Genomic DNA, 22204 nt, shown 5'->3' with positions numbered 1-22204 from the left:
CCTCCCTTACTATTTCTTCTTATTCGCAACTGTACGACGTGGGCCTTTACGCGTACGAGAGTTGTTTTTCGTTTTTTGTCCGCGAACTGGAAGACCACGACGGTGACGGATACCTCTGTAGCTTCCGATCTCGATTAGACGCTTGATGTTAAGGGATACTTCACGACGAAGGTCACCTTCAACTTTGAAGCGGTCAACGATATCACGGATCTTTGTCAATTCTTCTTCTGTCAGGTCTCTTACGCGCGTTTCTTCAGAAACACCAGCTTCAGCAAGAATGTCCTGAGCAGTAGATTTTCCGATGCCATAGATATACGTTAGTGAAATCACAACTCGTTTGTCACGAGGGATATCAATTCCTGCAATACGTGCCATGTATGTGCACCTCCTGTTCTTTAACCTTGTTTTTGTTTATGCTTCGGGTTTTCGCAAATTACCATTACGGTTCCTTTACGACGAATAACTTTACATTTTTCGCAGATTGGTTTGACTGATGGTCTTACCTTCATCCTAAATACCTCCTTATGCCACGGACTTGCACAAAATGTGCTGACTTCGACGACAATAATCGAAAATCCTATTGAGCGAGGCACTTCAATTCGCTAAACCGTTTCACTCACTTCAGTGTGGACTAATTCATACGCCTTCAAACAAGCGCTAGGCGATTACCTATAATTGTCTTACTTATATCGATACGTGATACGTCCACGAGATAGATCGTACGGAGACAATTCTACGGTAACTTTATCGCCTGGCAGAATGCGAATATAATGCATACGAATCTTACCAGAAACGTGAGCTAAGATTTTGTGACCATTTTCAAGCTCTACTCGGAACATAGCGTTCGGCAGTGGCTCGATAACGGTACCTTCAACCTCGATTACATCTTCTTTAGCCATCGATTTGTTCTCCCTTCTCAAGCATATTCGCTTGATCATTCAAGAATTTCGACACGGCGAAACGCAATTTACCGTTTGTTACACGTCCTGTTTCATCGATGCTTCGCTTAACTTCGGGCGAAATATATTGAAACAGCTCAAGATGATTGATGTTCTTCTTTTTAGCTCGGTCATATTTTCGTTTATCACCGTCAGCAATGAGGACAAATTTCTCGTCCACGATTCCCACAATTACATTGATTTGACCAGCGTCCCGCCCCCGCAAGATATGAACGAATTGTCCAATTTGCGGTATCGGCTCGGATTCACTCACCATTTATCACCTTCACTTAGGCTTTTGTTAAGATTTCATAACCATCTTCAAGAATGGCAATGGTATGCTCGAAATGCGCACAGTTCTTACCATCCTGCGTTACGACGGTCCAGTTATCTGCTAATGTTCGAACATATCGTGATCCTGCGTTTACCATCGGTTCAATGGCTAGAACCATTCCTGGTTTTAACCTCGGTCCTTTTCCTGGCGGTCCAAAATGCGGGATTTGCGGATCCTCGTGAAGATTCTGTCCGACTCCGTGGCCGACGTATTCACGTACAACGGAAAAGCCTTCAGCTTCAACATACGATTGGATCGCATGGGAGATGTTCGTAAGTCTTTCTCCAGGTTTCGCCTCCGCAAGACCTTTATATAACGATTGTTCGGTTACCTCTAAAAGATGTTGGTTCTCGTCGGAAATTTCCCCGACACCGTAAGTCCAAGCTGAATCTCCATGATATCCGTTGTATTTCGCACCGATATCGATGGAAATGATGTCTCCATCTTTCAACACTTTCTTACCCGGGATGCCATGTACCAGCTCTTCGTTTACGGATGCACATATACTTCCTGTAAAACCATTATAGCCTTTAAAAGAAGGAATTGCATCGTGCTTACGAATAAACTCTTCGGCGATGGCGTCGAGTTCTTTGGTCGTCACCCCTGGCTTGATGTGTTTCTGGAGCTCCTTATGCGTCAAGGCAACAATCTTCCCAGCTTCCCGCATGATCTCTATTTCTCGCGGTGTCTTTGAGATGATCATTACTTCAACCCTCCGAGCAGTCGATCGATATCTTCGAATACCTTGTTGATATCCTGATTTCCGTCGATGTTACGGAGATAGCCCTTCTGTTCGTAGAATCCGAGCAGTGGCTTCGATTGTTCGATATTAACTTCAAGCCGTGTTTTGACTGTTTCTTCATTATCATCTTCACGCTGATAAAGTTCCCCGCCACATTTATCACAAACGCCTTCTTCAGACGGTGGATTGAAGATCACATGATACGTCGCTCCACACTGTTTGCAAATTCTGCGGCCAGTCAATCGTTCCATCAACTGTTCCTTATCGACATCGATGTTCAGGACATAGTCGATTGAACGGTCGCTTTTGGAAAGGATGTTTTCAAGCGCTTCAGCCTGTGCAACTGTCCTTGGAAAACCATCAAGCAGGAACCCTTTTTGACAGTCATCCTTGCTTAATCGCTCGTCGACGATCCCAATCGTGACCTCATCAGGTACTAGGTTGCCCGCATCCATATAGGACTTGGCTTTCATACCTAAATCGGTTCCTTCTTTAATTGCAGCTCGGAACATGTCACCTGTTGAGATATGGGGGATACCATATTTATCAACGATCTTGGCAGCCTGGGTTCCCTTTCCGGCACCTGGCAGACCCATGAGTACTAGATTCATCTAATCCCTCCATACGGTCACAAACGTACATTGTCAAGAGAACGGGAATGACTGGTATCCCCTATTCTCTTTATTTAATGAAGCCTTTATAATGACGTTTAATTAATTGGCTTTCGATTTGTTTCATTGAATCAAGTGCTACACCGACCACAATCAAAAGGCTGGTACCGCCGATTTGAAGTGCTTGTGGAAGATTGGCGAACTTGATGAAGAAGATCGGCAGAATCGAAACAAGCGCCAAGAAAATTGCACCGACGAATGTCAGGCGATACAGGATACGTACAATGTACGTTTCCGTGTTCTTTCCTGGACGGATTCCCGGAATGTATCCGCCTTGTTTCTTCAAGTTCTCTGCCATTTGCTCAGGATTGACCTGAATAAATGTATAGAAATACGTGAATCCGATGATCAAGGCCGAGTAAACGATCATTCCCACCGGCGTCGTATAATCAAAAGTTTCATTGATAAATCGGGTCACTGCATTCTCATCAAAGAATCCCGCAATTGTTGGCGGTGCAATGATCAGAGAGATTGCGAAGATGACCGGAATTACCCCTGCAGCGTTCACCTTGATCGGAAGATGTGTTTGTTGTCCTCCAACCGGCTTGTTGTTGACCACACGCTTTGCGTATTGGATTGGTATCTTACGTAAACCTTGCTGAACGAAGATTACGAAGACCGTCAATGCAATAACAGCGAGTACTAGCAAGAGAACTTTCACAACTCCGATGAAGATTGACTGATCCGTTCCCTCAAACTGTTGGGCATAGAATTGGTTCACCGCACCTGGAACCGCGGCTACGATACCAGCGAAAATCAGGATTGAAATACCGTTTCCTACACCATGAGCAGTGATCTGCTCACCTAACCACATCAAGAATGCAGTTCCAGCAGTAAGAATGAGGGCGATCATGAGATACGTCGGAATACTTGGATTTGGAATGAGTCCAGGGAACAAGTTGTTGAAACCGATCGACATCCCAATCGCTTGGATGAATCCAAGTACGATCGTACCGTAACGGGTGAATTGAGTGAGCTTACGTCGCCCAGCTTCACCTTGCTTGGACCATTCGGTGAACTTTGGCACAACATCCATCTGTAGTAACTGTACGATGATTGATGCTGTGATGTATGGCATGATTCCCATTGCAAAAATGGAATAGTTTTGCAGGGCTCCGCCACCAAACGTATTCAAGAATCCGAATACGTTCATTTGGTTTTGAATATCCATTGCTGTTTTGTCTACGTTCGGAACTGGAATGAATGTTCCAATTCGAAAGATGACAAGCATTGCTAGTGTAAACAACACTTTGTTTCTTATATCACTTACGCGCATAATATTGGAGATTGTACGGAACATTACATCACCTCAGTTTTTCCGCCTGCTGCTTCAATCGCTTCCTTGGCAGAAGCAGAAAACTTATGAGCTTTAACAGTTAGCTTCGTTTCAAGTTTACCGTTACCCAGAATTTTGACTCCGTTTTTCAACTTGCTGATCACGCCAGTTTCAAGAAGAAGTTCAGGAGTTACTTCTGTTCCCTCTTCAAAACGGTTCAATGTTTCAAGGTTCACTACCGCATACTCAACGCGAGTCGGGTTTGTGAATCCACGTTTCGGCAAACGACGTGCAAGTGGATTTTGTCCACCTTCAAATCCTGGTCTTACTCCACCGCCAGAACGAGCGTTTTGCCCTTTGTGACCACGTCCACTTGTCTTACCGTTACCTGAACCAATTCCACGTCCAACGCGGTTGCGTTCGCGACGAGAACCTTCAGATGGTTTTAGTTCATGAAGTTTCATTATCGGCACCTCCTCATGATTTATATCGTCTTGTTACGCATTGATTTCTTTTACTGTTACAAGATGAGACACCTTGTTCACCATACCACGAATTGCTTCATTATCTTCGTGTACGACTGTCTGGTGCATCTTGCGAAGACCAAGTGTTTTAACTGTAACACGTTGGTTTTCAGGACGACCAATTAAACTACGAGTGAGGGTGACTTCTAATTTCTTAGCCATTCAAAATCCCTCCTTAACCTAAAAGATCTTCTACTGATTTGCCGCGCAATTTCGCAACGTCCTCAGCACGCTTTAGATTTTTTAATCCTTCGATTGTAGCACGTACCATGTTGATTGGGTTGTTAGATCCTAATGATTTTGAAAGGATGTCACCAACTCCAGCCAACTCTAGTACAGCACGTACAGGTCCACCAGCGATAACTCCTGTACCCTCAGATGCAGGCTTCAACAATACGTTTCCTGCTCCATATCGTCCGTTGATTTGGTGAGGAACTGTCGTACCGACGATCGGTACACTTACAAGATTCTTTTTCGCATCTTCGATAGCCTTGCGGATCGCTTCTGGTACCTCTTGTGCTTTACCAGTACCGAATCCAACATGACCGTTCTTATCTCCTACTACCACAACCGCAGCAAAGCGGAAGCGACGTCCACCTTTTACAACCTTCGCTACGCGGTTTACGGTAACAACACGTTCTTCAAGTTCTAGTTTGTTTGGATCGATTCCACGCATGATTGAGTTTCCCTCCTTTTATTAAAATTGTAGTCCTGATTCACGAGCTGCGTCAGCTAATGCTTTTACGCGTCCGTGATAGATATATCCACCGCGGTCGAATACAACTACTTTGTGCCCAGCTTCAACTGCGCGCTTAGCGATTGTTTCGCCGACTTTTTTAGCAGCTTCAACATTTCCGCCTTGCTCAACTTCTACATCATTGTCAAGTGTAGAAGCAGACGCTAACGTTACTCCGTTTTCATCATCAATCAACTGAGCGTAGATGTGTTTTGATGAACGGAATACGTTCAAGCGAGGACGTTCTGCTGTACCGAAAATATTACGGCGTACACGTGCATGTCGTTTTTTGCGCGCAACATTCTTATCTGGCTTTGTAATCATCCTACGCCACTCCTTTCCGTAATCTTACGTTACTATTTACCAGTCTTACCTTCCTTACGACGAACATATTCTCCTTCGTAACGGATACCTTTCCCTTTATACGGTTCAGGAAGACGAACAGAGCGAATATTCGCTGCAACAGCACCAACACGTTCTTTATCGATACCTTTAACGACTACTTTCGTATTCGCAGGAACTTCGATATCAATTCCTTCTTCAGGTACGATCTCAACTGGGTGGGAGTAACCTACGTTCAAGACTAGTTTGTTACCAGACTTGTTTGCACGGTATCCGACACCGACTAGTTCAAGAGACTTTTCGTAACCGTTGGAAACACCATGAATCATGTTGTCGATCAGGCTTACAGTAGTTCCGTGAAGAGATTTGTGTTCTTTGTGCTCACTTGGACGCTCAACCGTCACTTCATTCTCTTCGATGTTGATTTTCATATCAGGACTGAAAGAGCGAGTCAATTCACCTTTTTGTCCTTTAACAGTAACGACGTTGTTACCTTTGTTCTCGACAGTTACGCCGTTAGGGATTTGTAATCTTCTGTTACCAATACGAGACATTCAGCTGCACCTCCATTCTTTCTTTCTTTTATTACCAAACGTATGCTAAGACTTCTCCGCCCACTTGTTGGTTGCGAGCATCTTTGTCTGTCATAATTCCTCTAGATGTTGAAACTAGTGCAATTCCTAGTCCACCAAGTACACGTGGTACTTCGTATGCTTTCGCATAGACACGCAAGCCAGGCTTACTGATTCTCTTAAGGCCTGTAATAACACGTTCGTTGTTCGGACCATATTTTAAGAAAATACGAATAACACCTTGCTTGTTATCTTCGATGAACTCTACGTCACGTACGAAACCTTCGTTCTTCAAGATTTCTGCGATCTCCTTTTTCAACTTGGATGCAGGAACCTCAAGTTTATCGTGACCTACAGTGTTCGCATTACGAATGCGAGTTAACATATCTGCAATTGGATCTGTCATGACCATTACTAATTACCTCCTTCCCGTCAATGGGGTTTACCAACTAGCTTTTTTGACGCCAGGGATTTGACCTTTATATGCAAGTTCGCGGAAACAAATTCTGCAAAGCTTGAATTTACGAATTACGGAATGCGGACGTCCGCAGCGTTCACAACGTGTGTATTCTTGTACTTTGAACTTCTGCTTACGCTTTTGTTTAGCGATCATTGATTTTTTCGCCACAGTTTTCCCTCCTTTGGCTCATTATTTTTGGAATGGCATACCTACTTGAGTAAGTAGTTCACGAGCCTCTTCGTCTGAGTTTGCAGTAGTTACGATAACGATATCCATACCGCGCACTTTGTTGACCTTATCATAATCGATCTCTGGGAAAATTAGCTGTTCTTTCACACCAAGTGTGTAGTTTCCACGACCGTCGAATGATTTCTTAGAAATACCGCGGAAGTCACGCACACGTGGAAGAGAAACACTGATTAGCTTGTCAAGGAAATCATACATACGCTCACCGCGTAATGTAACCTTCGCACCGATCGGCATTCCTTCACGAAGCTTGAATCCAGCGATGGATTTCTTCGCTTTTGTTACAACCGGCTTTTGACCTGCGATCTGAGTCAATTCATCAACTGCAACATCAAGTGCTTTCGCGTTGGAAACAGCATCTCCTAATCCCATGTTGATAACGATCTTTTCGATTTTTGGTACTTGCATTACTGAGCTATATTCGAACTTCTCTTGGAGAGAAGGAACGATTTCTTCTTTGTATCTTTCTTGTAGACGATTCATTCTAGGTAACCTCCTTTCACCTTTGCTTATTTGTCAAGAGCTTCTCCTGACTTCTTAGCAATACGTACTTTCTTTCCGTCCTTTTCTTCATAACCTACACGAGTAGGTTCTCCAGACTTAGGGTCAATCGGCAAAACGTTAGAAGCATGGATGGAAGCTTCAACGTTAAGGATTCCACCTTGTGGATTATCTTGAGAAGGTTTAGCGTGCTTCTTAACAACGTTCACTCCTTCAACGATTACACGGTTTTCCTTTGGTAATGCTTGAAGGACGACACCTTGCTTCCCTTTATCCTTACCTGAAATAACTTGAACTTTATCGCCTTTTTTCACGTGCATTTTAGGCATAGCGACTTGCGCACCTCCTTACAAGACATAGCTTGAATTCTATTTTTAAAGAACTTCTGGCGCTAGTGAAACGATTTTCATGAACTGGTTGTCACGTAGTTCACGTGCAACTGGTCCGAAAATACGAGTTCCTCTCGGGCTCTTGTCATCACGTACGATGACTGCAGCGTTCTCGTCGAAACGGATGTATGAACCGTCCGGACGACGCACACCACGCTTAGAACGTACTACGACCGCACGAACAACTTCACCCTTCTTAACAACGCCGCCTGGTGTTGCAGATTTAACAGAACACACTACCATATCACCGATGTTTGCATACTTACGTCCAGATCCACCTAGGACCTTGATAGCTAGTAGTTCACGAGCTCCAGAGTTGTCAGCAACTTTTAAACGTGATTCTTGTTGAATCATTACGTGTACCTCCTTTCGGACTGAAGATATCGATCCGAACTTTTATTAGATAATGATAGATTCTTCAACAACTTCTACTAAACGGAAACGCTTGTCTTTAGACAATGGACGAGTTTCCATGATTCGAACGATGTCGTTCATTTTAGCAGTGTTGTTCTCATCGTGCGCTTTGAACTTCTTAGAGTACTTAACGCGCTTTCCGTACAATTGATCATTTTTATAAGTTTCAACTAGTACAGTGATCGTCTTATCCATTTTGTCGGATACTACACGACCTACATATACCTTACGTTGGTTGCGTTCGCTCATTTTTTAAGTCCTCCCTTCAATTTAAGCGTTCGTAATTCCGAGCTCACGTTCGCGCAATACAGTCTTTGCACGTGCAATGGCTTTGCGGACTTCACGAATGCGGGCAGGGTTTTCTAATTGGCCAGTTGCTAATTGAAAGCGAAGGTTGAATAGCTCTTCTTTAAGAGTCTTAACGTTCTGTTCGATTTCTGCAGTGGTTAAGTTACGGAAATCATTAGCTTTCATTTGTGTCACCACCCACTTCTTCGCGTTTTACAAATTTCGTTTTGATTGGAAGCTTGTGAGATGCAAGACGAAGAGCTTCACGAGCTACTTCCTCAGATACTCCAGCTACCTCAAACATGATTTTCCCAGGCTTTACAACTGCTACCCATCCTTCAGGAGCACCTTTACCAGAACCCATTCGGACTTCTAGAGGCTTCGCTGTGTAAGGCTTAGAAGGGAAAATTTTAATCCATACTTTACCGCCACGCTTCATGTAACGCGTCATCGCGATACGTGCTGCTTCAATCTGGCGGTTTGTGATCCATGACGCTTCTACTGCTTGTAGACCGTATTCACCGAATGCGACTTCTTGGCCGCCTTTAGCGCGTCCGCGCATTTTACCACGGTGTTCTCTACGATATTTAACACGTTTTGGCATCAACATAATTATTTTCCTCCTTCCTCTTGTTTCGTTCCTTTCGTTGGAAGGACTTCACCACGATAGATCCAGACTTTAACTCCCAATTTACCGTAAGTTGTGTCTGCTTCTGCAGTTCCATAGTCGATGTCTGCACGAAGCGTGTGAAGCGGAACAGTTCCTTCGCTGTATGATTCAGAACGAGCGATATCAGCGCCGCCAAGACGTCCTGATACTTCCGTTTTAATACCTTTCGCACCTGCGCGCATTGCACGTTGGATTGTTTGTTTCATTGCACGACGGAACGAAATACGGTTTTCAAGTTGGCGAGCAATGTTTTCTGCAACAAGCTTGGAATCAAGATCAGCTTGCTTGATTTCGAAAATGTTTACGTGTACACGCTTGCCAGTTAGATCGTTAAGGGATTTACGAAGTGCTTCAACTTCAGAACCACCTTTACCGATGACCATACCTGGCTTAGCAGTTTTAACAGTAATGTTCACACGGTTTGCCGCACGCTCGATTTCAACTGCAGATACAGCAGCATCCTTCAATCGAGTTTCAATATATTCACGAATTTTAATATCTTCATGTAATAGGTCTGCGTAGTCTTTGTCCGCGTACCATTTTGATTCCCAGTCACGGATGACACCGACACGAAGTCCTACTGGATTTACTTTTTGACCCACGATTTATCCCTCCTTCTTTTCTGATACCACGATTGTAATGTGGCTTGTGCGCTTGTTGATACGGCTTGCACGACCCATAGCACGTGGGCGGAATCGTTTCATTGTTACACCTTCATCAACATAAGCAGATTTGATCACTAGGTTGTTTGGCTCCATTTCGTAGTTGTGTTCTGCATTTGCGATCGCAGAGTTCAACACTTTTTCTACAATTGGAGATGCACCTTTATGCGTATGACGCAAGATCGCAATCGCTTCTCCAACTTCCTTTCCTCGAATGAGATCGACGACTAGGCGAGCTTTACGAGGAGCAATTCGAACCTGTTTTGCAACAGCTTTAGCTTCCATTCGGAGTACCTCCTCTCTTGTTAACGTCTTGTTTTCTTATCGTCAGCAGCGTGGCCTTTGTACGTACGTGTTGGTGCAAATTCACCCAACTTGTGTCCGACCATGTCTTCAGTTACGTACACTGGCACATGCTTGCGTCCGTCATAAACGGCAATTGTGTGTCCGATGAACTGTGGAAAAATAGTAGAGCGACGAGACCAAGTCTTGATGACTTTCTTGTCGTTGCTTTCACCTTGTGCTTCAACTTTTTTCATTAGATGCTCATCTACGAAAGGTCCCTTTTTCAAACTACGACCCATTCTAGTACCTCCCTTCGCGATTGCGCTACGGTTCGTTTGAACCGTAGTTCAATCCCGTTATTTTTTACGACGACGTACGATATACTTGTCACTTGGCTTGTTCTTCTTACGAGTCTTGTATCCAAGAGTCGGTTTGCCCCAAGGTGACATTGGTGATTTACGTCCGATTGGCGCGCGTCCTTCACCACCACCGTGTGGGTGATCACTAGGGTTCATAACAGAACCACGGACTGTAGGGCGCTTACCTAACCAGCGAGAGCGTCCAGCTTTACCGATGTTGATAAGTTCGTGCTCCAGGTTTCCTACTTGACCGATTGTTGCACGGCAAGTCAATAGGATACGACGAGTTTCTCCAGAACGAAGACGTACAAGCGCGTAACGTTCTTCTTTACCAAGAAGTTGTGCTTCAGCACCTGCAGAACGTACAAGCTGTCCTCCGCGTCCAGGCTTCATTTCGATATTGTGGATTGTTGTACCCACTGGAATGTCTTTTAGAGCCATTGCGTTACCATTCTTGATGTCCGCATCTGGTCCTGACATTACTTCTTGTCCAACTTCCATGCCTTTAGTAGCAAGGATGTAACGCTTTTCTCCGTCAGCATAGTGGACTAGCGCAATGTTTGCAGAACGGTTTGGATCATATTCGATCGTAGCAACGCGTCCTGGTATACCATCTTTATCACGTTTGAAGTCGATGATACGATACTTACGCTTGTGGCCTCCACCTTGGTGACGAGTAGTAATACGCCCGTGGTTGTTTCGGCCAGCTTTCTTGTTCAATGGAGCTAGCAACGACTTTTCGGGCTGGTCTGTTGTAATTTCACTAAAATCAGATGACGTCATGTGACGACGGCCATTTGATGTTGGTTTATACTTTTTGATAGCCATTTTACGGTCCCTCCTTTACGAGTAAGCTTTATACTCCTTCGAAGAAATCGAGTTCTTTACTATCGGAAGTCAACTGGACAATCGCTTTTTTGCGCTTTGCAGTGAATCCGAAGTAACGACCTACACGTTTCTTCTTTCCTTTATAGTTTTGAGTGTTTACATTTTCGACTTTCACACCGAAAATTTCTTCAACTGCGTTTTTGATCTGGGTTTTGTTCGCGCGAGGGTCAACCTCGAACGTGTACTTTCTATCACCCATGATTTCTGTAGTACGTTCAGTGATAACGGGGCGCTTGATAATTTCACGTGCGTCTGCCATTATGCGAGCACCTCCTCTACCTTTTCTACAGCATCTTTCGTCATGAATACCTTGTCATGATCCAACACATCCAAGACGTTTACACCGTCAGCAGTGATCAGTGTAACTCCAGGGATGTTGCGAGCAGATAAAGCAGCAAATTCGTTATAGTCAGCTGTAACGATAAGAGCTTTAGATGCTGAAGAGAAGTTTGCTAATACACTAGCCATTTCTTTTGTCTTTGGAGCATCAAATTTAAGATCTTCCAAGACAATCATGTTGTTTTCTTGCACTTTAGAAGAAAGTGCAGACTTGATAGCCAAACGACGTACTTTCTTCGGAAGCTTGTAGCTGTAGCTTCTTGGTGTAGGACCGAAGACAGTTCCACCGCCTACCCATTGTGGTGAACGGATTGATCCTTGACGAGCACGTCCAGTTCCTTTTTGACGCCAAGGCTTACGTCCTCCGCCTCTTACCGCAGAACGGTTCTTAACAGCGTGTGTTCCTTGACGAGTTGATGATTGTTGCATCACAACTGCTTCAAAAAGTACGTGGTTATTTGGCTCAATTCCAAATACGTTGTCATTTAATTCGATTTCTCCGATTTCAGAACCGGATTGATTGTATAGCGTTACTTTTGGCACCGGTGTATCCTCCTTTCTTACTTAGCTTCTTTTGCTTTGATACCAGATTGAACAGTAACGTAGCTCTTCTTCGCTCCAGGTACGTTACCTTTGATCATTAGTAGATTGCGTTCTGCATCGACCTTGACGACTTCAAGGTTTTGTACAGTAACTTGCTTTCCGCCCATGCGTCCAGGTAGCTTTTTACCTTTGAATACGCGCATTGGGTCAACAGCACCCATAGAACCAGGGCGACGGTGGTAACGAGAACCGTGAGTCATTGGTCCGCGTGATTGTCCGTGGCGCTTGATTGCACCTTGGAACCCTTTACCTTTTGATGTTCCAGTGACGTCTACTGTATCGCCTTCCTGGAAAATATCTACTTTGACTTCCTGACCAACTTCATAACTTCCGAGCTCTGCTCCGCGAAGTTCTTTAACGTAGCGCTTAGGGTTTGTGTTTGCTTTTTCAGCATGGCCCTTTGCAGGTTTATTGGTACGAGATTCTTTCTTGTCAGCATAACCGATCTGGATCGCCTCGTAGCCATCGTTTTCAGCAGTCTTTACTTGTAGAACAACGTTCGGACTAGCTTCAACAACAGTTACTGGAATCACTTCACCGTTTTCTGCAAAGATTTGTGTCATACCGATCTTTTTACCTAAGATTCCTTTGGTCATTCGTCACACCTCCTAAAATATGAAAAATTTAATTTGTTTTATAGCTTAATTTCGATGTCAACGCCAGACGGTAGATCCAAACGCATTAGCGAATCAACAGTTTGAGGCGTTGGCTCGATGATGTCGATCAAACGCTTGTGCGTACGCATTTCGAATTGCTCACGAGAATCTTTGTACTTGTGTACAGCTCGCAAGATTGTGTATACAGACTTTTCAGTTGGTAGTGGGATTGGTCCCGATACCTTTGCACCAGATCGCTTTGCAGTTTCAACGATCTTTTCACCGGATTGGTCTAGAATACGGTGATCATAAGCCTTTAAACGAATACGAATCTTTTGCTTTGCCATTATTTCCCCTCCTTCTCGTCCATTAATATAGACAATTCTCAGTAGAAATTTACCGAACGTACCCGCCATGGCAAAGGGGCCGGGTGTGTCCGCAACCTTCTACTTCATCGCATTTCGATGACCAACATTACTGATTATACTAGAGACGCAAGGGTTTTGCAATGCCTCAAGCAATGATCAGTACTCAGCCACACTTGATCTATTATAAAGGTTTCGCCTATGTTTTGCAAGGGATTTTTGGATAGGATTAAAATTTGTTGATAGTGGATTTTTTAAGCGAGAAATTTCTTATATAGATCGTGAGGACAGATAGATGGTTTTATCGTTTGGACAGATGCGACAGAATTTTTCGCAGGCAGCGTGTACTAATGTCTCTGGTTTCTTTACCCTCATTTTACTATGGACAAGTTTTCAGGGCATTTAAACAGTGTTTCTTTACCCTAATAGCTAACAAAGCCTAAATAAAAAACACCCCGTAAAAACGGGGTGTTTTAATTGATAATCAATCGACTATTCGATGATAGATGCTACGACACCAGCACCTACAGTACGTCCACCCTCACGGATAGAGAACTTAGTACCATCTTCGATCGCGATTGGTGAAATCAATTCAACTGTCATTTCGATGTTGTCACCAGGCATAACCATTTCAGTTCCTTCTGGAAGTGCAATTGTTCCAGTTACGTCCGTAGTACGGAAGTAGAACTGAGGACGGTAGTTAGCGAAGAATGGAGTATGACGTCCACCTTCTTCTTTAGATAGAACATAAACTTCTGCCTTGAACTTAGTGTGTGCTTTAACAGTTCCTGGTTGAACAAGAACTTGTCCACGCTCGATGTCGTCACGGGATACACCACGAAGTAGTGCTCCGATGTTGTCACCAGCTTCAGCATAGTCAAGAAGCTTACGGAACATTTCAACACCAGTTACAGTTGTTTTCTTAGGCTCTTCAGTTAAACCAAGGATTTCGATTTCGTCTCCAACTTTAACTTTACCACGCTCAACACGACCAGTAGCAACTGTTCCACGACCTGTGATTGAGAATACGTCCTCAACAGGCATCATGAATGGCTTGTCGTGGTCACGCTCTGGAGTTGGGATGTACTCATCGACAGCGTCCATAAGTTCAAAGATTTTAGCTTCCCAATCAGCATCTCCTTCAAGAGCTTTAAGAGCAGAACCTTTGATTACTGGTACATCGTCACCAGGGAAGTCGTACTCAGAAAGAAGGTCACGTACTTCCATTTCTACTAGTTCAAGTAGTTCTTCGTCGTCTACCATGTCACACTTGTTCATGAATACAACAAGGTAAGGTACACCTACCTGACGAGAAAGTAGAATGTGCTCACGAGTTTGTGGCATTGGACCATCAGCAGCAGAAACAACTAGGATTCCGCCGTCCATTTGTGCAGCACCTGTGATCATGTTCTTAACGTAGTCAGCGTGTCCAGGGCAGTCAACGTGAGCATAGTGACGGTTGTCAGTTTCGTACTCAACGTGTGCTGTCGCGATTGTGATTCCACGCTCACGCTCTTCTGGTGCACCATCGATTTGGTCGTATGCACGAGCTTCACCTTTACCAGACTTCTTGTGAAGTACTGTAGTGATTGCTGCAGTTAGTGTAGTTTTACCATGGTCAACGTGTCCAATTGTACCAATGTTGACGTGGGCTTTGGAACGATCGAATTTTTCTTTTGCCATGAGTATGTTCCTCCTTTAAATATAAGAAATTTGGATTTTTTTATTTGTAAGATAGGTGATAGATTTACTGTCACCTATCTTAGCTTACAATAAATGTACTTGCTTGTACAAGTCGCAAGCGATTAAGCGCCGCTTACTTTTTTGATGATTTCTTCAGAAATCGACTTCGGTACTTCTTCGTACTTTTCAAAGTGCATTGTGTACGTTCCACGACCTTGCGTTCTAGAACGTAGAGTCGTAGCGTAACCAAACATCTCAGAAAGAGGTACCATTGCACGGATTACTTGAGCGTTACCGCGTGCTTCCATACCTTCTACTCGACCACGGCGGGATGTAACATCCCCCATGATGTCTCCCATGTATTCTTCAGGAACGACGACTTCAACCTTCATCATCGGCTCAAGAAGAACTGGGCTACAATGTTGTTTAGCGTTCTTCAATGCCATGGATCCAGCAATCTTAAACGCCATTTCATTGGAGTCGACATCGTGGTAAGAACCGTCGAAGATTGTAGCTTTAACGTCGATGACAGGGTATCCTGCAATCATACCGTTTTGCATAGCTTCTTCGATTCCGTTTTGTACCGCTGGAATGTATTCACGTGGTACAACACCACCGACGATCTTGTTTTCAAATTCGAATCCTGCGCCCTCTTCGTTTGGTTCGAACTCGATCCAAACGTGACCGTATTGTCCACGACCACCAGATTGACGCACGAATTTTCCTTCAACCTTCGCACCTTTGCGAATCGTCTCACGGTAAGCAACCTGAGGAGCACCAACGTTTGCTTCAACCTTGAACTCACGCTTCAAACGGTCAACGATGATGTCCAGGTGAAGTTCACCCATACCAGAGATGATCGTTTGTCCAGTTTCTTGGTTCGTTTCAGTTTTGAAAGTTGGATCCTCTTCAGCTAATTTCGCAAGAGCGATTGCCATCTTGTCTTGGTCAGCCTTGGATTTAGGCTCAACAGACAAGGAGATAACTGGTTCAGGGAAATCCATAGACTCAAGGATTACAAGGTCGCCCTCATCACAAAGCGTGTCACCAGTTGACGTATCCTTAAGTCCTACTGCAGCAGCGATGTCTCCAGCGTAAACAGTTGAAATCTCTTCACGGGAGTTCGCGTGCATTTGAAGGATACGACCTACACGTTCACGCTTGTTCTTCGTAGAGTTCTTGATATAAGAACCAGAATCAAGTGTACCAGAGTACACACGGAAGAACGTCAGCTTACCAACGTAAGGGTCTGTCATAACCTTAAATGCTAAGGCAGAGAATGGACCGTTATCGTCAGCTTCACGCGTTACTTCTTCATCTTCGTCATCACCAGGGATGAAACCTTTGATTGCAGGTACATCCAATGGAGATGGTAGATAGTCGAGTGTTGCGTCTAGTACGAGTTGAACACCCTTGTTCTTAAATGCAGAACCGCAAAGAACAGGATAGAACTCAACGTTTACTGTACCCTTACGGATTCCAGCTTTCAGTTCGTCGACTGTAAGCTCTTCACCTTCAAGATACTTCATCATGAGATCTTCATCTAGTTCAGCAACAGCTTCAACTAGCTTGCCGTGATATTCCTCAGCGAGCTCTTTGTACTCGTCTGGAATTTCACCAGCTTTTGTACGTGTACCAAGGTCATCTTCATAGAAGTAAGCCTTCATTTCAACAAGATCGATGATTCCTTCGAAGTTGTCTTCAGCACCGATTGGAAGCTGGATCGCATGTGCGTTAGCACCTAGGCGTTCACGTAGTGTTCCAAGTGAGTAGATGAAGTCTGCTCCGATTTTATCCATCTTGTTGATGAATACGATACGAGGTACATGATAAGTTGTAGCCTGGCGCCAAACTGTTTCAGTTTGAGGCTCAACTCCGGATTGTGCATCCAATACTGCTACCGCGCCATCCAATACACGCAATGAACGTTCAACTTCAACTGTGAAGTCTACGTGTCCAGGTGTATCGATGATGTTAACACGGTGACCTTTCCATTGAGCAGTAGTCGCAGCGGAAGTGATTGTGATTCCGCGCTCCTGTTCCTGCTCCATCCAGTCCATTTGTGAAGCTCCTTCGTGAGTTTCACCAATTTTGTGGATACGTCCTGTATAGAATAGAATACGCTCAGTCGTAGTTGTTTTACCAGCATCGATGTGAGCCATGATTCCAATGTTACGTGTTTCTTTCAAGGAGAACTCTCTTGCCATTGGGTCTTTCTCCTTCCTCAAATTGTGATTGATAGATTAAATTTCGCTGTTTGGAAATTACCAACGGTAGTGAGCGAATGCTTTGTTCGCTTCTGCCATTTTGTGCATGTCTTCACGCTTCTTAACAGATGCACCAGTGTTGTTTGCTGCATCCATGATTTCGTAAGCCAAGCGCTCCTCCATGGTCTTTTCACCACGAAGACGAGAATAGTTTACCAACCAACGAAGTCCAAGTGTCGTACGACGCTCAGGGCGTACTTCGACTGGTACTTGGTAGTTTGCACCACCAACACGACGAGCTCTTACTTCAAGAACTGGCATGATGTTCTTAAGTGCTTGGTCAAGTACTTCCATTGGATCTTGGTTTGTTTTCTCTTGAACGATGTTGAATGCATTATATAGAAGCTTCTGTGCGACACCTCTTTTTCCATCAACCATGATTTTGTTGATTAGGCGTGTCACAAGCTTAGATTTATAAATCGGATCAGGTAATACATCACGACGTTCTACAGGTCCTTTACGAGGCATGTGGTCCCCTCCTTTCCAAAGTTGTTGTATCTTATGTCAGAGCTTCAAAAGTTAGCCGTTACTTTTGAAAGGGCTCTATTACTTTTTCTCATCTTTAGGTTTCTTCGTTCCATACTTGGAACGACCTTGACGACGGTCATTGACTCCAGCAGTGTCAAGCGCACCACGAACGATGTGGTAACGTACCCCTGGTAAGTCCTTAACACGACCTCCACGGATTAGTACAACGCTGTGTTCTTGCAAGTTGTGACCGATACCAGGAATGTAAGCTGTAACTTCAATCTGGTTAGTCAAACGAACACGCGCATACTTACGAAGTGCAGAGTTCGGTTTCTTAGGCGTCATCGTACCAACACGAGTACAAACACCGCGTTTTTGCGGAGAAGAAAGGTCAGTATGAGCTTTCTTGAAGCTGTTGTAACCTTTGTTCAATGCTGGTGAGTCAGACTTTTTACCTTTTGAATGACGTCCTTTACGTACTAATTGGTTAATAGTAGGCATCTTTTGTTTTCCTCCCTTCTTGCGTAATCTTCCTAGCCCACACATCCAGGTGGTTCATTTTTGGACAAAATAAAGTTTTTGCTCAGGGCGAAAACGCCCTGGCAAAAACATTTTATCCTATTATCGCAACCGTTGCAGCCCCTACATCGATTCCACAAGCTTTTCCAAGCTTTTTCATAGATTCGACATTCGAGACAGGAACGCTTTTTTCTTTTGCGATGTGAACGACTTTATTCGTTACACGCTGATCTGCATCATCTGCAACGATTAGCTCTTTCACTTCCCCATTCTGAAGGGCTTTTATTGTTTGCTTTGTGCCAACAATAATATTTGTCGCCTGCATTACTTTTTCATAAGACATTTCAGTGGATATCCTCCAAAGCTACAGGTTTTTGATGGAAGCACTACGTAATAGTATCAAAATCGTATAACGTTGTCAACAAGACTTTTTTAATCTTGTGTTACGAGTTCTTCTGCAACGACTGCTTCTTCATTCGCTTCCACTTCGGCACTTTCACCGGTCGGAACAATGTTGCGGTATCGCGACATTCCTGTTCCTGCAGGGACTAGTTTACCGATGATGACATTTTCTTTCAATCCGAGTAATTCATCACGCTTACCTTTGATAGCTGCGTCTGTAAGTACTCGTGTCGTTTCCTGGAAGGATGCAGCAGACAAGAATGATTCTGTTTCAAGTGATGCTTTTGTGATTCCAAGCAGGATCGGTCGGCCTGTTGCAGGTTGACCACCTTGCAGGAGTACATTCGTGTTGACATCCGTGAACTGGTTGATATCGATAAGGGATCCTGGAAGGACACTCGTATCTCCAGCTTCAATCACACGGATCTTGCGCATCATTTGACGAACCATTACCTCAACGTGCTTGTCGCCGATTTCAACACCCTGCATACGGTATACCTTTTGTACTTCACGTAGCAAGTAGTTTTGAACGGCATCGACACCGGAAACTTTCATCAATTCTTTCGGATCGATGGAACCTTCCGTGAGTTCTTGACCAGCAACGATTTGGTCGTCTACTTTCACTTTGATACGTGCGCCATATGGAATTGTATAGTTACGCGATTCAGCTTCACCTTGAACAGTGATTTCGCGTTTCTCGCGAACTTCGTTAATTGCTGTAACCGTTCCGTCAAGTTCAGAAATGACCGCTTGACCTTTCGGATTACGAGCTTCGAACAATTCTTGGATACGCGGTAAACCTTGTGTGATATCGTCTCCGGCAACTCCGCCTGTATGGAACGTACGCATCGTAAGCTGTGTACCAGGCTCACCAATTGATTGAGCAGCGATGATTCCAACTGCTTCACCAACTTCAACCTCTGAACCAGTAGCTAGGTTACGTCCGTAACAAAGCTTACATACTCCGTGGCGTGTGTTACATGTAAACGCAGAACGGATGACGACTTCTTCGATACCAAGGTCGATGATTTCTTTCGCGATATCTTCAGTGATCAAGTCGTTTCGACCAACGATGACAGAACCGTTTTCCGGATGGTGGATCGTCTTAAACGCCACACGTCCAATCAAACGCTCATCAAGTGGTTCGATGACTTCGTTACCTTCTTTGATCGCTTTTACAGTAAGTCCACGGTCTGTGCCGCAATCTTTTTCACGTACGATAACGTCTTGTGCGACATCGACCAGACGACGGGTCAGATAACCTGAGTCAGCCGTCTTAAGGGCTGTATCCGCTAGACCTTTACGTGCACCGTGCGTTGAAATAAAGTACTCGAGTACTGTCAGACCTTCACGGAAACTGGACTTGATCGGTAGTTCGATGATTCGTCCAGCCGGGTTGGCCATTAGTCCACGCATACCGGCAAGCTGAGTGAAGTTTGAGGCGTTACCACGCGCTCCGGAATCACTCATCATGTAAATTGGGTTATGCGGATCCAAGGAAACCATCAGTTTTTCTTGGATGACATCCTTCGCATTACTCCAAATCGCAATGATGCGGTCATAGCGTTCTTCTTCTGTAATGAGACCTCTACGGAATTGCTTCATAACCTTCGTTACTTTTTCTTCCGCTTCCTCAAGGATCTCTTTCTTTTCGGAAAGGACAACGATGTCAGATACACCAACAGTGATACCCGCCTTGGTTGCATACTTGAATCCGAGATCCTTCATACGGTCAAGCATCTTGGAGGTTTCAGTGATCTTAAATCGCTTGAAGACCTCTGCGATGATCTTACCAAGGATGCCTTTCTTGAATGGCGTGATGACTTCTCTATTTTTGATTTCTTCCTTCACATCAACAGTTGGATCAACGAAATACTTCTCTGGTGTTGCTACTTCCAGATTGTATTCAGTCGGTTCATTGATATATGGGAATGACGGAGGCAGGATTTCATTGAAAATCAATTTACCTACCGTTGTAATCAACAATTTACGGTTCTGCTCTTCCGTAAAGGAGCCTTTTCCAAGCGCCTTAGCCGGAATGGCAACACGCGTATGAAGGTGTACATAGCCATTTTGATACGCAGTCAATGCTTCATTCGTATCATTGACGATCATACCTTCACCAATCGCGCCTTCTCGTTCCAGAGTCAGGTAATAGTTACCTAGTACCATATCCTGGGAAGGTGTTACGACTGGTTTTCCATCCTTAGGATTCAGGATGTTCTGAGCAGCAAGCATCAGTAATCGTGCCTCTGCTTGTGCTTCAGCAGATAATGGAACGTGGACGGCCATTTGGTCACCGTCAAAGTCCGCGTTGTAAGCTGTACATACGAGTGGGTGAAGACGGATTGCACGTCCTTCCACCAACGTAGGTTCAAATGCTTGGATACCAAGACGGTGAAGTGTTGGCGCACGGTTCAATAGAACCGGGTGCTCTTTGATGACCTCTTCAAGGACATCCCAGACTTCAGGCTGAACACGTTCAACTTTACGCTTGGCACTCTTGATGTTATGTGCCAGGCCTTTGCTTACCAATTCTTTCATGACGAATGGCTTGAACAATTCAAGAGCCATCTCTTTCGGTAATCCACATTGATACATTTTCAGGTTCGGACCTACAACGATAACGGAACGACCAGAGTAGTCGACACGTTTACCGAGAAGGTTCTGACGGAAACGTCCTTGCTTCCCTTTCAACATATGGGAAAGAGACTTCAATGGACGGTTTCCTGGCCCAGTGACTGGGCGACCACGACGACCATTGTCGATCAGTGCATCTACAGCTTCCTGCAGCATACGCTTTTCGTTCTGGACGATGATGTTCGGTGCACCAAGGTCCAAGAGACGCTTCAAACGGTTATTACGGTTGATGACACGACGGTACAGGTCGTTCAGGTCAGACGTAGCGAAACGTCCACCATCCAGCTGGACCATAGGTCGCAACTCTGGAGGGATGACAGGAAGTACATCCAGAATCATCCAAGAAGTCAAGTTTCCGGAGTGACGGAAAGCTTCTAAAACTTCAAGACGCTTGATCGCACGTGTTCTTCTTTGACCTTGAGCGGTCTTCAACTCTTCTTTTAGCATGTCGACTTCTTTATCAAGATCGATATCTTGAAGAAGCTTCTTGATGGATTCCGCACCCATTTGTGCCGTGAATCCTTGACCGTATTTTTCACGGTAGGAACGGTATTCCTTCTCAGACAACAATTGTTTCTTTTCAAGTGGTGTCTCACCAGGATCTGTTACGACCCAAGAAGCGAAATAGATGACTTCTTCCAACGCTCTCGGCGACATATCCAATACGAGACCCATACGGCTTGGAATACCTTTAAAATACCAAATATGAGAAACAGGAGCGGCAAGTTCGATGTGTCCCATGCGCTCACGTCGAACTTTCGCTCTAGTTACCTCTACTCCACAGCGGTCACAAACGACGCCCTTATAGCGGACGCGTTTGTATTTTCCACAGTGGCATTCCCAGTCTTTTTGAGGACCGAAGATTCTTTCACAGAATAGCCCGTCTTTCTCAGGCTTCAACGTACGATAGTTGATCGTTTCCGGCTTCTTGACTTCACCGCGTGACCAAGAGCGGATCTTGTCTGGTGAAGCAAGACCTATTTTCATATACTCAAAGTTATTTACATCGATCAAGGGGTCTACCT

34 protein-coding genes are annotated in these 22204 nt (G+C 44.5%); all 34 read right to left on the bottom strand.

The genetic code is table 11. From position 1 onward, the window contains the following. Positions 1–9 precede the first annotated feature (9 nt). Positions 10–375 (bottom strand): 30S ribosomal protein S13, encoded by a 366-nt coding sequence (gene rpsM, locus V1497_RS00895; RefSeq protein WP_349409141.1) that lies wholly within the window; start codon positions 373–375, stop codon positions 10–12. A gap of 20 nt (positions 376–395) precedes the next feature. Continuing rightward, positions 396–509 carry a 50S ribosomal protein L36 gene (rpmJ, locus tag V1497_RS00890; RefSeq protein WP_003322638.1) on the bottom strand — a complete coding sequence of 38 codons (114 nt, stop codon included), beginning with the start codon at positions 507–509 and terminating at the stop codon, positions 396–398. Positions 510–680: 171 nt separating this feature from the next. Further along, positions 681–899 carry a translation initiation factor IF-1 gene (gene infA, locus V1497_RS00885; RefSeq protein ID WP_093073147.1) on the bottom strand — a complete coding sequence of 73 codons (219 nt, stop codon included), beginning with the start codon at positions 897–899 and terminating at the stop codon, positions 681–683. Further along, positions 892–1212 carry a KOW domain-containing RNA-binding protein gene (locus tag V1497_RS00880; RefSeq protein ID WP_349410717.1) on the bottom strand — a complete coding sequence of 107 codons (321 nt, stop codon included), beginning with the start codon at positions 1210–1212 and terminating at the stop codon, positions 892–894. The genes infA and V1497_RS00880 overlap by 8 nt, the downstream gene beginning before the upstream one ends. A gap of 16 nt (positions 1213–1228) precedes the next feature. Next, on the bottom strand, positions 1229–1975 hold the full coding sequence (gene map / locus V1497_RS00875) for a type I methionyl aminopeptidase (protein ID WP_349409140.1): 747 nt from the start codon (positions 1973–1975) through the stop codon (positions 1229–1231). Next, on the bottom strand, positions 1975–2625 hold the full coding sequence (locus tag V1497_RS00870) for an adenylate kinase (RefSeq protein WP_349409139.1): 651 nt from the start codon (positions 2623–2625) through the stop codon (positions 1975–1977). Before V1497_RS00870 ends, map begins: the two co-directional genes overlap by 1 nt. Positions 2626–2695: 70 nt before the next feature. Beyond that, positions 2696–3985, bottom strand: a complete 1290-nt coding sequence (secY, locus tag V1497_RS00865) for a preprotein translocase subunit SecY (RefSeq protein ID WP_349409138.1) — start codon at positions 3983–3985, stop codon at positions 2696–2698. Then, on the bottom strand, positions 3985–4425 hold the full coding sequence (gene rplO / locus V1497_RS00860; RefSeq protein WP_349409137.1) for a 50S ribosomal protein L15: 441 nt from the start codon (positions 4423–4425) through the stop codon (positions 3985–3987). Before rplO ends, secY begins: the two co-directional genes overlap by 1 nt. Before the next feature lie 33 nt (positions 4426–4458). After that, positions 4459–4647 carry a 50S ribosomal protein L30 gene (gene rpmD, locus V1497_RS00855; RefSeq protein ID WP_226552433.1) on the bottom strand — a complete coding sequence of 63 codons (189 nt, stop codon included), beginning with the start codon at positions 4645–4647 and terminating at the stop codon, positions 4459–4461. A 13-nt stretch (positions 4648–4660) separates the two neighbouring features. Beyond that, complete coding sequence (rpsE, locus tag V1497_RS00850) at positions 4661–5161, bottom strand: 30S ribosomal protein S5 (protein ID WP_349409136.1); 501 nt, start codon at positions 5159–5161, stop codon at positions 4661–4663. 21 nt (positions 5162–5182) lie between these two features. Beyond that, positions 5183–5545, bottom strand: coding sequence for a 50S ribosomal protein L18 (gene rplR, locus V1497_RS00845; RefSeq protein ID WP_349409135.1), 363 nt, complete (start codon positions 5543–5545; stop codon positions 5183–5185). 32 nt (positions 5546–5577) lie between these two features. Then, positions 5578–6117 (bottom strand): 50S ribosomal protein L6, encoded by a 540-nt coding sequence (gene rplF, locus V1497_RS00840; protein ID WP_349409134.1) that lies wholly within the window; start codon positions 6115–6117, stop codon positions 5578–5580. A 31-nt stretch (positions 6118–6148) separates the two neighbouring features. Next, positions 6149–6547, bottom strand: a complete 399-nt coding sequence (rpsH, locus tag V1497_RS00835; protein WP_349409133.1) for a 30S ribosomal protein S8 — start codon at positions 6545–6547, stop codon at positions 6149–6151. Between the two features lie 30 nt (positions 6548–6577). Continuing rightward, positions 6578–6763 (bottom strand): 30S ribosomal protein S14, encoded by a 186-nt coding sequence (gene rpsN / locus V1497_RS00830; protein WP_225067067.1) that lies wholly within the window; start codon positions 6761–6763, stop codon positions 6578–6580. 21 nt (positions 6764–6784) lie between these two features. Further along, complete coding sequence (gene rplE, locus V1497_RS00825) at positions 6785–7324, bottom strand: 50S ribosomal protein L5 (protein ID WP_349409132.1); 540 nt, start codon at positions 7322–7324, stop codon at positions 6785–6787. 26 nt (positions 7325–7350) lie between these two features. Further along, positions 7351–7662, bottom strand: coding sequence for a 50S ribosomal protein L24 (gene rplX / locus V1497_RS00820; protein ID WP_349410716.1), 312 nt, complete (start codon positions 7660–7662; stop codon positions 7351–7353). Positions 7663–7716: 54 nt separating this feature from the next. Then, the gene (rplN, locus tag V1497_RS00815) at positions 7717–8085 is read right to left on the bottom strand and encodes a 50S ribosomal protein L14 (RefSeq protein ID WP_349409131.1); all 369 of its coding nucleotides are present in this window, start codon (positions 8083–8085) and stop codon (positions 7717–7719) included. Positions 8086–8130: 45 nt separating this feature from the next. Next, positions 8131–8394, bottom strand: a complete 264-nt coding sequence (gene rpsQ / locus V1497_RS00810; RefSeq protein WP_349409130.1) for a 30S ribosomal protein S17 — start codon at positions 8392–8394, stop codon at positions 8131–8133. A gap of 21 nt (positions 8395–8415) precedes the next feature. Beyond that, positions 8416–8619: a 50S ribosomal protein L29 gene (gene rpmC / locus V1497_RS00805; protein WP_225067063.1), complete on the bottom strand. Its 204-nt coding sequence runs from the start codon at positions 8617–8619 to the stop codon at positions 8416–8418. Then, a complete protein-coding gene (rplP, locus tag V1497_RS00800; RefSeq protein WP_226552415.1) occupies positions 8609–9043 on the bottom strand; it encodes a 50S ribosomal protein L16 in 435 nt (144 codons plus the stop codon). Before rplP ends, rpmC begins: the two co-directional genes overlap by 11 nt. Before the next feature lie 2 nt (positions 9044–9045). Then, on the bottom strand, positions 9046–9705 hold the full coding sequence (rpsC, locus tag V1497_RS00795) for a 30S ribosomal protein S3 (RefSeq protein WP_226552413.1): 660 nt from the start codon (positions 9703–9705) through the stop codon (positions 9046–9048). A 3-nt stretch (positions 9706–9708) separates the two neighbouring features. Further along, positions 9709–10050, bottom strand: coding sequence for a 50S ribosomal protein L22 (rplV, locus tag V1497_RS00790; RefSeq protein WP_349409129.1), 342 nt, complete (start codon positions 10048–10050; stop codon positions 9709–9711). 20 nt (positions 10051–10070) lie between these two features. After that, positions 10071–10349 carry a 30S ribosomal protein S19 gene (gene rpsS / locus V1497_RS00785; RefSeq protein WP_349409128.1) on the bottom strand — a complete coding sequence of 93 codons (279 nt, stop codon included), beginning with the start codon at positions 10347–10349 and terminating at the stop codon, positions 10071–10073. A 57-nt stretch (positions 10350–10406) separates the two neighbouring features. Then, positions 10407–11237 (bottom strand): 50S ribosomal protein L2, encoded by an 831-nt coding sequence (gene rplB, locus V1497_RS00780; protein ID WP_349409127.1) that lies wholly within the window; start codon positions 11235–11237, stop codon positions 10407–10409. Between the two features lie 28 nt (positions 11238–11265). Beyond that, the gene (gene rplW, locus V1497_RS00775; RefSeq protein WP_349409126.1) at positions 11266–11556 is read right to left on the bottom strand and encodes a 50S ribosomal protein L23; all 291 of its coding nucleotides are present in this window, start codon (positions 11554–11556) and stop codon (positions 11266–11268) included. Next, a complete protein-coding gene (rplD, locus tag V1497_RS00770) occupies positions 11556–12179 on the bottom strand; it encodes a 50S ribosomal protein L4 (RefSeq protein WP_349409125.1) in 624 nt (207 codons plus the stop codon). Before rplD ends, rplW begins: the two co-directional genes overlap by 1 nt. A 17-nt stretch (positions 12180–12196) precedes the next feature. After that, positions 12197–12835 (bottom strand): 50S ribosomal protein L3, encoded by a 639-nt coding sequence (gene rplC / locus V1497_RS00765; RefSeq protein WP_349409124.1) that lies wholly within the window; start codon positions 12833–12835, stop codon positions 12197–12199. A gap of 38 nt (positions 12836–12873) precedes the next feature. Next, positions 12874–13182, bottom strand: coding sequence for a 30S ribosomal protein S10 (rpsJ, locus tag V1497_RS00760; RefSeq protein ID WP_221569190.1), 309 nt, complete (start codon positions 13180–13182; stop codon positions 12874–12876). A 510-nt stretch (positions 13183–13692) separates the two neighbouring features. Then, a complete protein-coding gene (tuf, locus tag V1497_RS00755; protein ID WP_349409123.1) occupies positions 13693–14883 on the bottom strand; it encodes an elongation factor Tu in 1191 nt (396 codons plus the stop codon). Positions 14884–15005: 122 nt separating this feature from the next. Further along, a complete protein-coding gene (fusA, locus tag V1497_RS00750; protein ID WP_349409122.1) occupies positions 15006–17090 on the bottom strand; it encodes an elongation factor G in 2085 nt (694 codons plus the stop codon). Between the two features lie 57 nt (positions 17091–17147). Next, positions 17148–17618, bottom strand: coding sequence for a 30S ribosomal protein S7 (gene rpsG, locus V1497_RS00745; RefSeq protein ID WP_349409121.1), 471 nt, complete (start codon positions 17616–17618; stop codon positions 17148–17150). A 78-nt stretch (positions 17619–17696) separates the two neighbouring features. Continuing rightward, positions 17697–18119: a 30S ribosomal protein S12 gene (gene rpsL / locus V1497_RS00740; RefSeq protein ID WP_349409120.1), complete on the bottom strand. Its 423-nt coding sequence runs from the start codon at positions 18117–18119 to the stop codon at positions 17697–17699. Between the two features lie 112 nt (positions 18120–18231). Then, positions 18232–18480, bottom strand: a complete 249-nt coding sequence (locus V1497_RS00735; protein ID WP_349409119.1) for a 50S ribosomal protein L7ae-like protein — start codon at positions 18478–18480, stop codon at positions 18232–18234. Positions 18481–18569: 89 nt separating this feature from the next. Next, positions 18570–22193, bottom strand: a complete 3624-nt coding sequence (gene rpoC / locus V1497_RS00730; RefSeq protein WP_349409118.1) for a DNA-directed RNA polymerase subunit beta' — start codon at positions 22191–22193, stop codon at positions 18570–18572. Positions 22194–22204 lie beyond the last annotated feature (11 nt).

Origin of the sequence: Pseudalkalibacillus sp. SCS-8, assembly GCF_040126055.1 — a bacterium.
GTDB lineage: Bacteria > Bacillota > Bacilli > Bacillales > Fictibacillaceae > Pseudalkalibacillus > Pseudalkalibacillus nanhaiensis.
Note: the sequence above shows the minus strand (reverse complement) of the source record. Positions and strands in the feature narration are given on the sequence as shown.

Excerpts from the sequence above, each read along its gene's own strand:
- rpsM (WP_349409141.1), bottom strand. The coding sequence starts at position 375 with ATGGCACGTATTGCAGGAATTGATATCCCTCGTGACAAACGAGTTGTG.
- rpmJ (WP_003322638.1), bottom strand. The coding sequence starts at position 509 with ATGAAGGTAAGACCATCAGTCAAACCAATCTGCGAAAAATGTAAAGTT.
- infA (WP_093073147.1), bottom strand. The coding sequence starts at position 899 with ATGGCTAAAGAAGATGTAATCGAGGTTGAAGGTACCGTTATCGAGCCA.
- map (WP_349409140.1), bottom strand. The coding sequence starts at position 1,975 with ATGATCATCTCAAAGACACCGCGAGAAATAGAGATCATGCGGGAAGCT.
- V1497_RS00870 (WP_349409139.1), bottom strand. The coding sequence starts at position 2,625 with ATGAATCTAGTACTCATGGGTCTGCCAGGTGCCGGAAAGGGAACCCAG.
- secY (WP_349409138.1), bottom strand. The coding sequence starts at position 3,985 with ATGTTCCGTACAATCTCCAATATTATGCGCGTAAGTGATATAAGAAAC.
- rplO (WP_349409137.1), bottom strand. The coding sequence starts at position 4,425 with ATGAAACTTCATGAACTAAAACCATCTGAAGGTTCTCGTCGCGAACGC.
- rpmD (WP_226552433.1), bottom strand. The coding sequence starts at position 4,647 with ATGGCTAAGAAATTAGAAGTCACCCTCACTCGTAGTTTAATTGGTCGT.
- rpsE (WP_349409136.1), bottom strand. The coding sequence starts at position 5,161 with ATGCGTGGAATCGATCCAAACAAACTAGAACTTGAAGAACGTGTTGTT.
- rplR (WP_349409135.1), bottom strand. The coding sequence starts at position 5,545 with ATGATTACAAAGCCAGATAAGAATGTTGCGCGCAAAAAACGACATGCA.
- rplF (WP_349409134.1), bottom strand. The coding sequence starts at position 6,117 with ATGTCTCGTATTGGTAACAGAAGATTACAAATCCCTAACGGCGTAACT.
- rpsH (WP_349409133.1), bottom strand. The coding sequence starts at position 6,547 with ATGGTCATGACAGATCCAATTGCAGATATGTTAACTCGCATTCGTAAT.
- rplE (WP_349409132.1), bottom strand. The coding sequence starts at position 7,324 with ATGAATCGTCTACAAGAAAGATACAAAGAAGAAATCGTTCCTTCTCTC.
- rplX (WP_349410716.1), bottom strand. The coding sequence starts at position 7,662 with ATGCACGTGAAAAAAGGCGATAAAGTTCAAGTTATTTCAGGTAAGGAT.
- rplN (WP_349409131.1), bottom strand. The coding sequence starts at position 8,085 with ATGATTCAACAAGAATCACGTTTAAAAGTTGCTGACAACTCTGGAGCT.
- rpsQ (WP_349409130.1), bottom strand. The coding sequence starts at position 8,394 with ATGAGCGAACGCAACCAACGTAAGGTATATGTAGGTCGTGTAGTATCC.
- rpmC (WP_225067063.1), bottom strand. The coding sequence starts at position 8,619 with ATGAAAGCTAATGATTTCCGTAACTTAACCACTGCAGAAATCGAACAG.
- rplP (WP_226552415.1), bottom strand. The coding sequence starts at position 9,043 with ATGTTGATGCCAAAACGTGTTAAATATCGTAGAGAACACCGTGGTAAA.
- rplV (WP_349409129.1), bottom strand. The coding sequence starts at position 10,050 with ATGGAAGCTAAAGCTGTTGCAAAACAGGTTCGAATTGCTCCTCGTAAA.
- rpsS (WP_349409128.1), bottom strand. The coding sequence starts at position 10,349 with ATGGGTCGTAGTTTGAAAAAGGGACCTTTCGTAGATGAGCATCTAATG.
- rplB (WP_349409127.1), bottom strand. The coding sequence starts at position 11,237 with ATGGCTATCAAAAAGTATAAACCAACATCAAATGGCCGTCGTCACATG.
- rplW (WP_349409126.1), bottom strand. The coding sequence starts at position 11,556 with ATGGCAGACGCACGTGAAATTATCAAGCGCCCCGTTATCACTGAACGT.
- rplC (WP_349409124.1), bottom strand. The coding sequence starts at position 12,835 with ATGACCAAAGGAATCTTAGGTAAAAAGATCGGTATGACACAAATCTTT.
- rpsJ (WP_221569190.1), bottom strand. The coding sequence starts at position 13,182 with ATGGCAAAGCAAAAGATTCGTATTCGTTTAAAGGCTTATGATCACCGT.
- tuf (WP_349409123.1), bottom strand. The coding sequence starts at position 14,883 with ATGGCAAAAGAAAAATTCGATCGTTCCAAAGCCCACGTCAACATTGGT.
- fusA (WP_349409122.1), bottom strand. The coding sequence starts at position 17,090 with ATGGCAAGAGAGTTCTCCTTGAAAGAAACACGTAACATTGGAATCATG.
- rpsG (WP_349409121.1), bottom strand. The coding sequence starts at position 17,618 with ATGCCTCGTAAAGGACCTGTAGAACGTCGTGATGTATTACCTGATCCG.
- rpsL (WP_349409120.1), bottom strand. The coding sequence starts at position 18,119 with ATGCCTACTATTAACCAATTAGTACGTAAAGGACGTCATTCAAAAGGT.
- V1497_RS00735 (WP_349409119.1), bottom strand. The coding sequence starts at position 18,480 with ATGTCTTATGAAAAAGTAATGCAGGCGACAAATATTATTGTTGGCACA.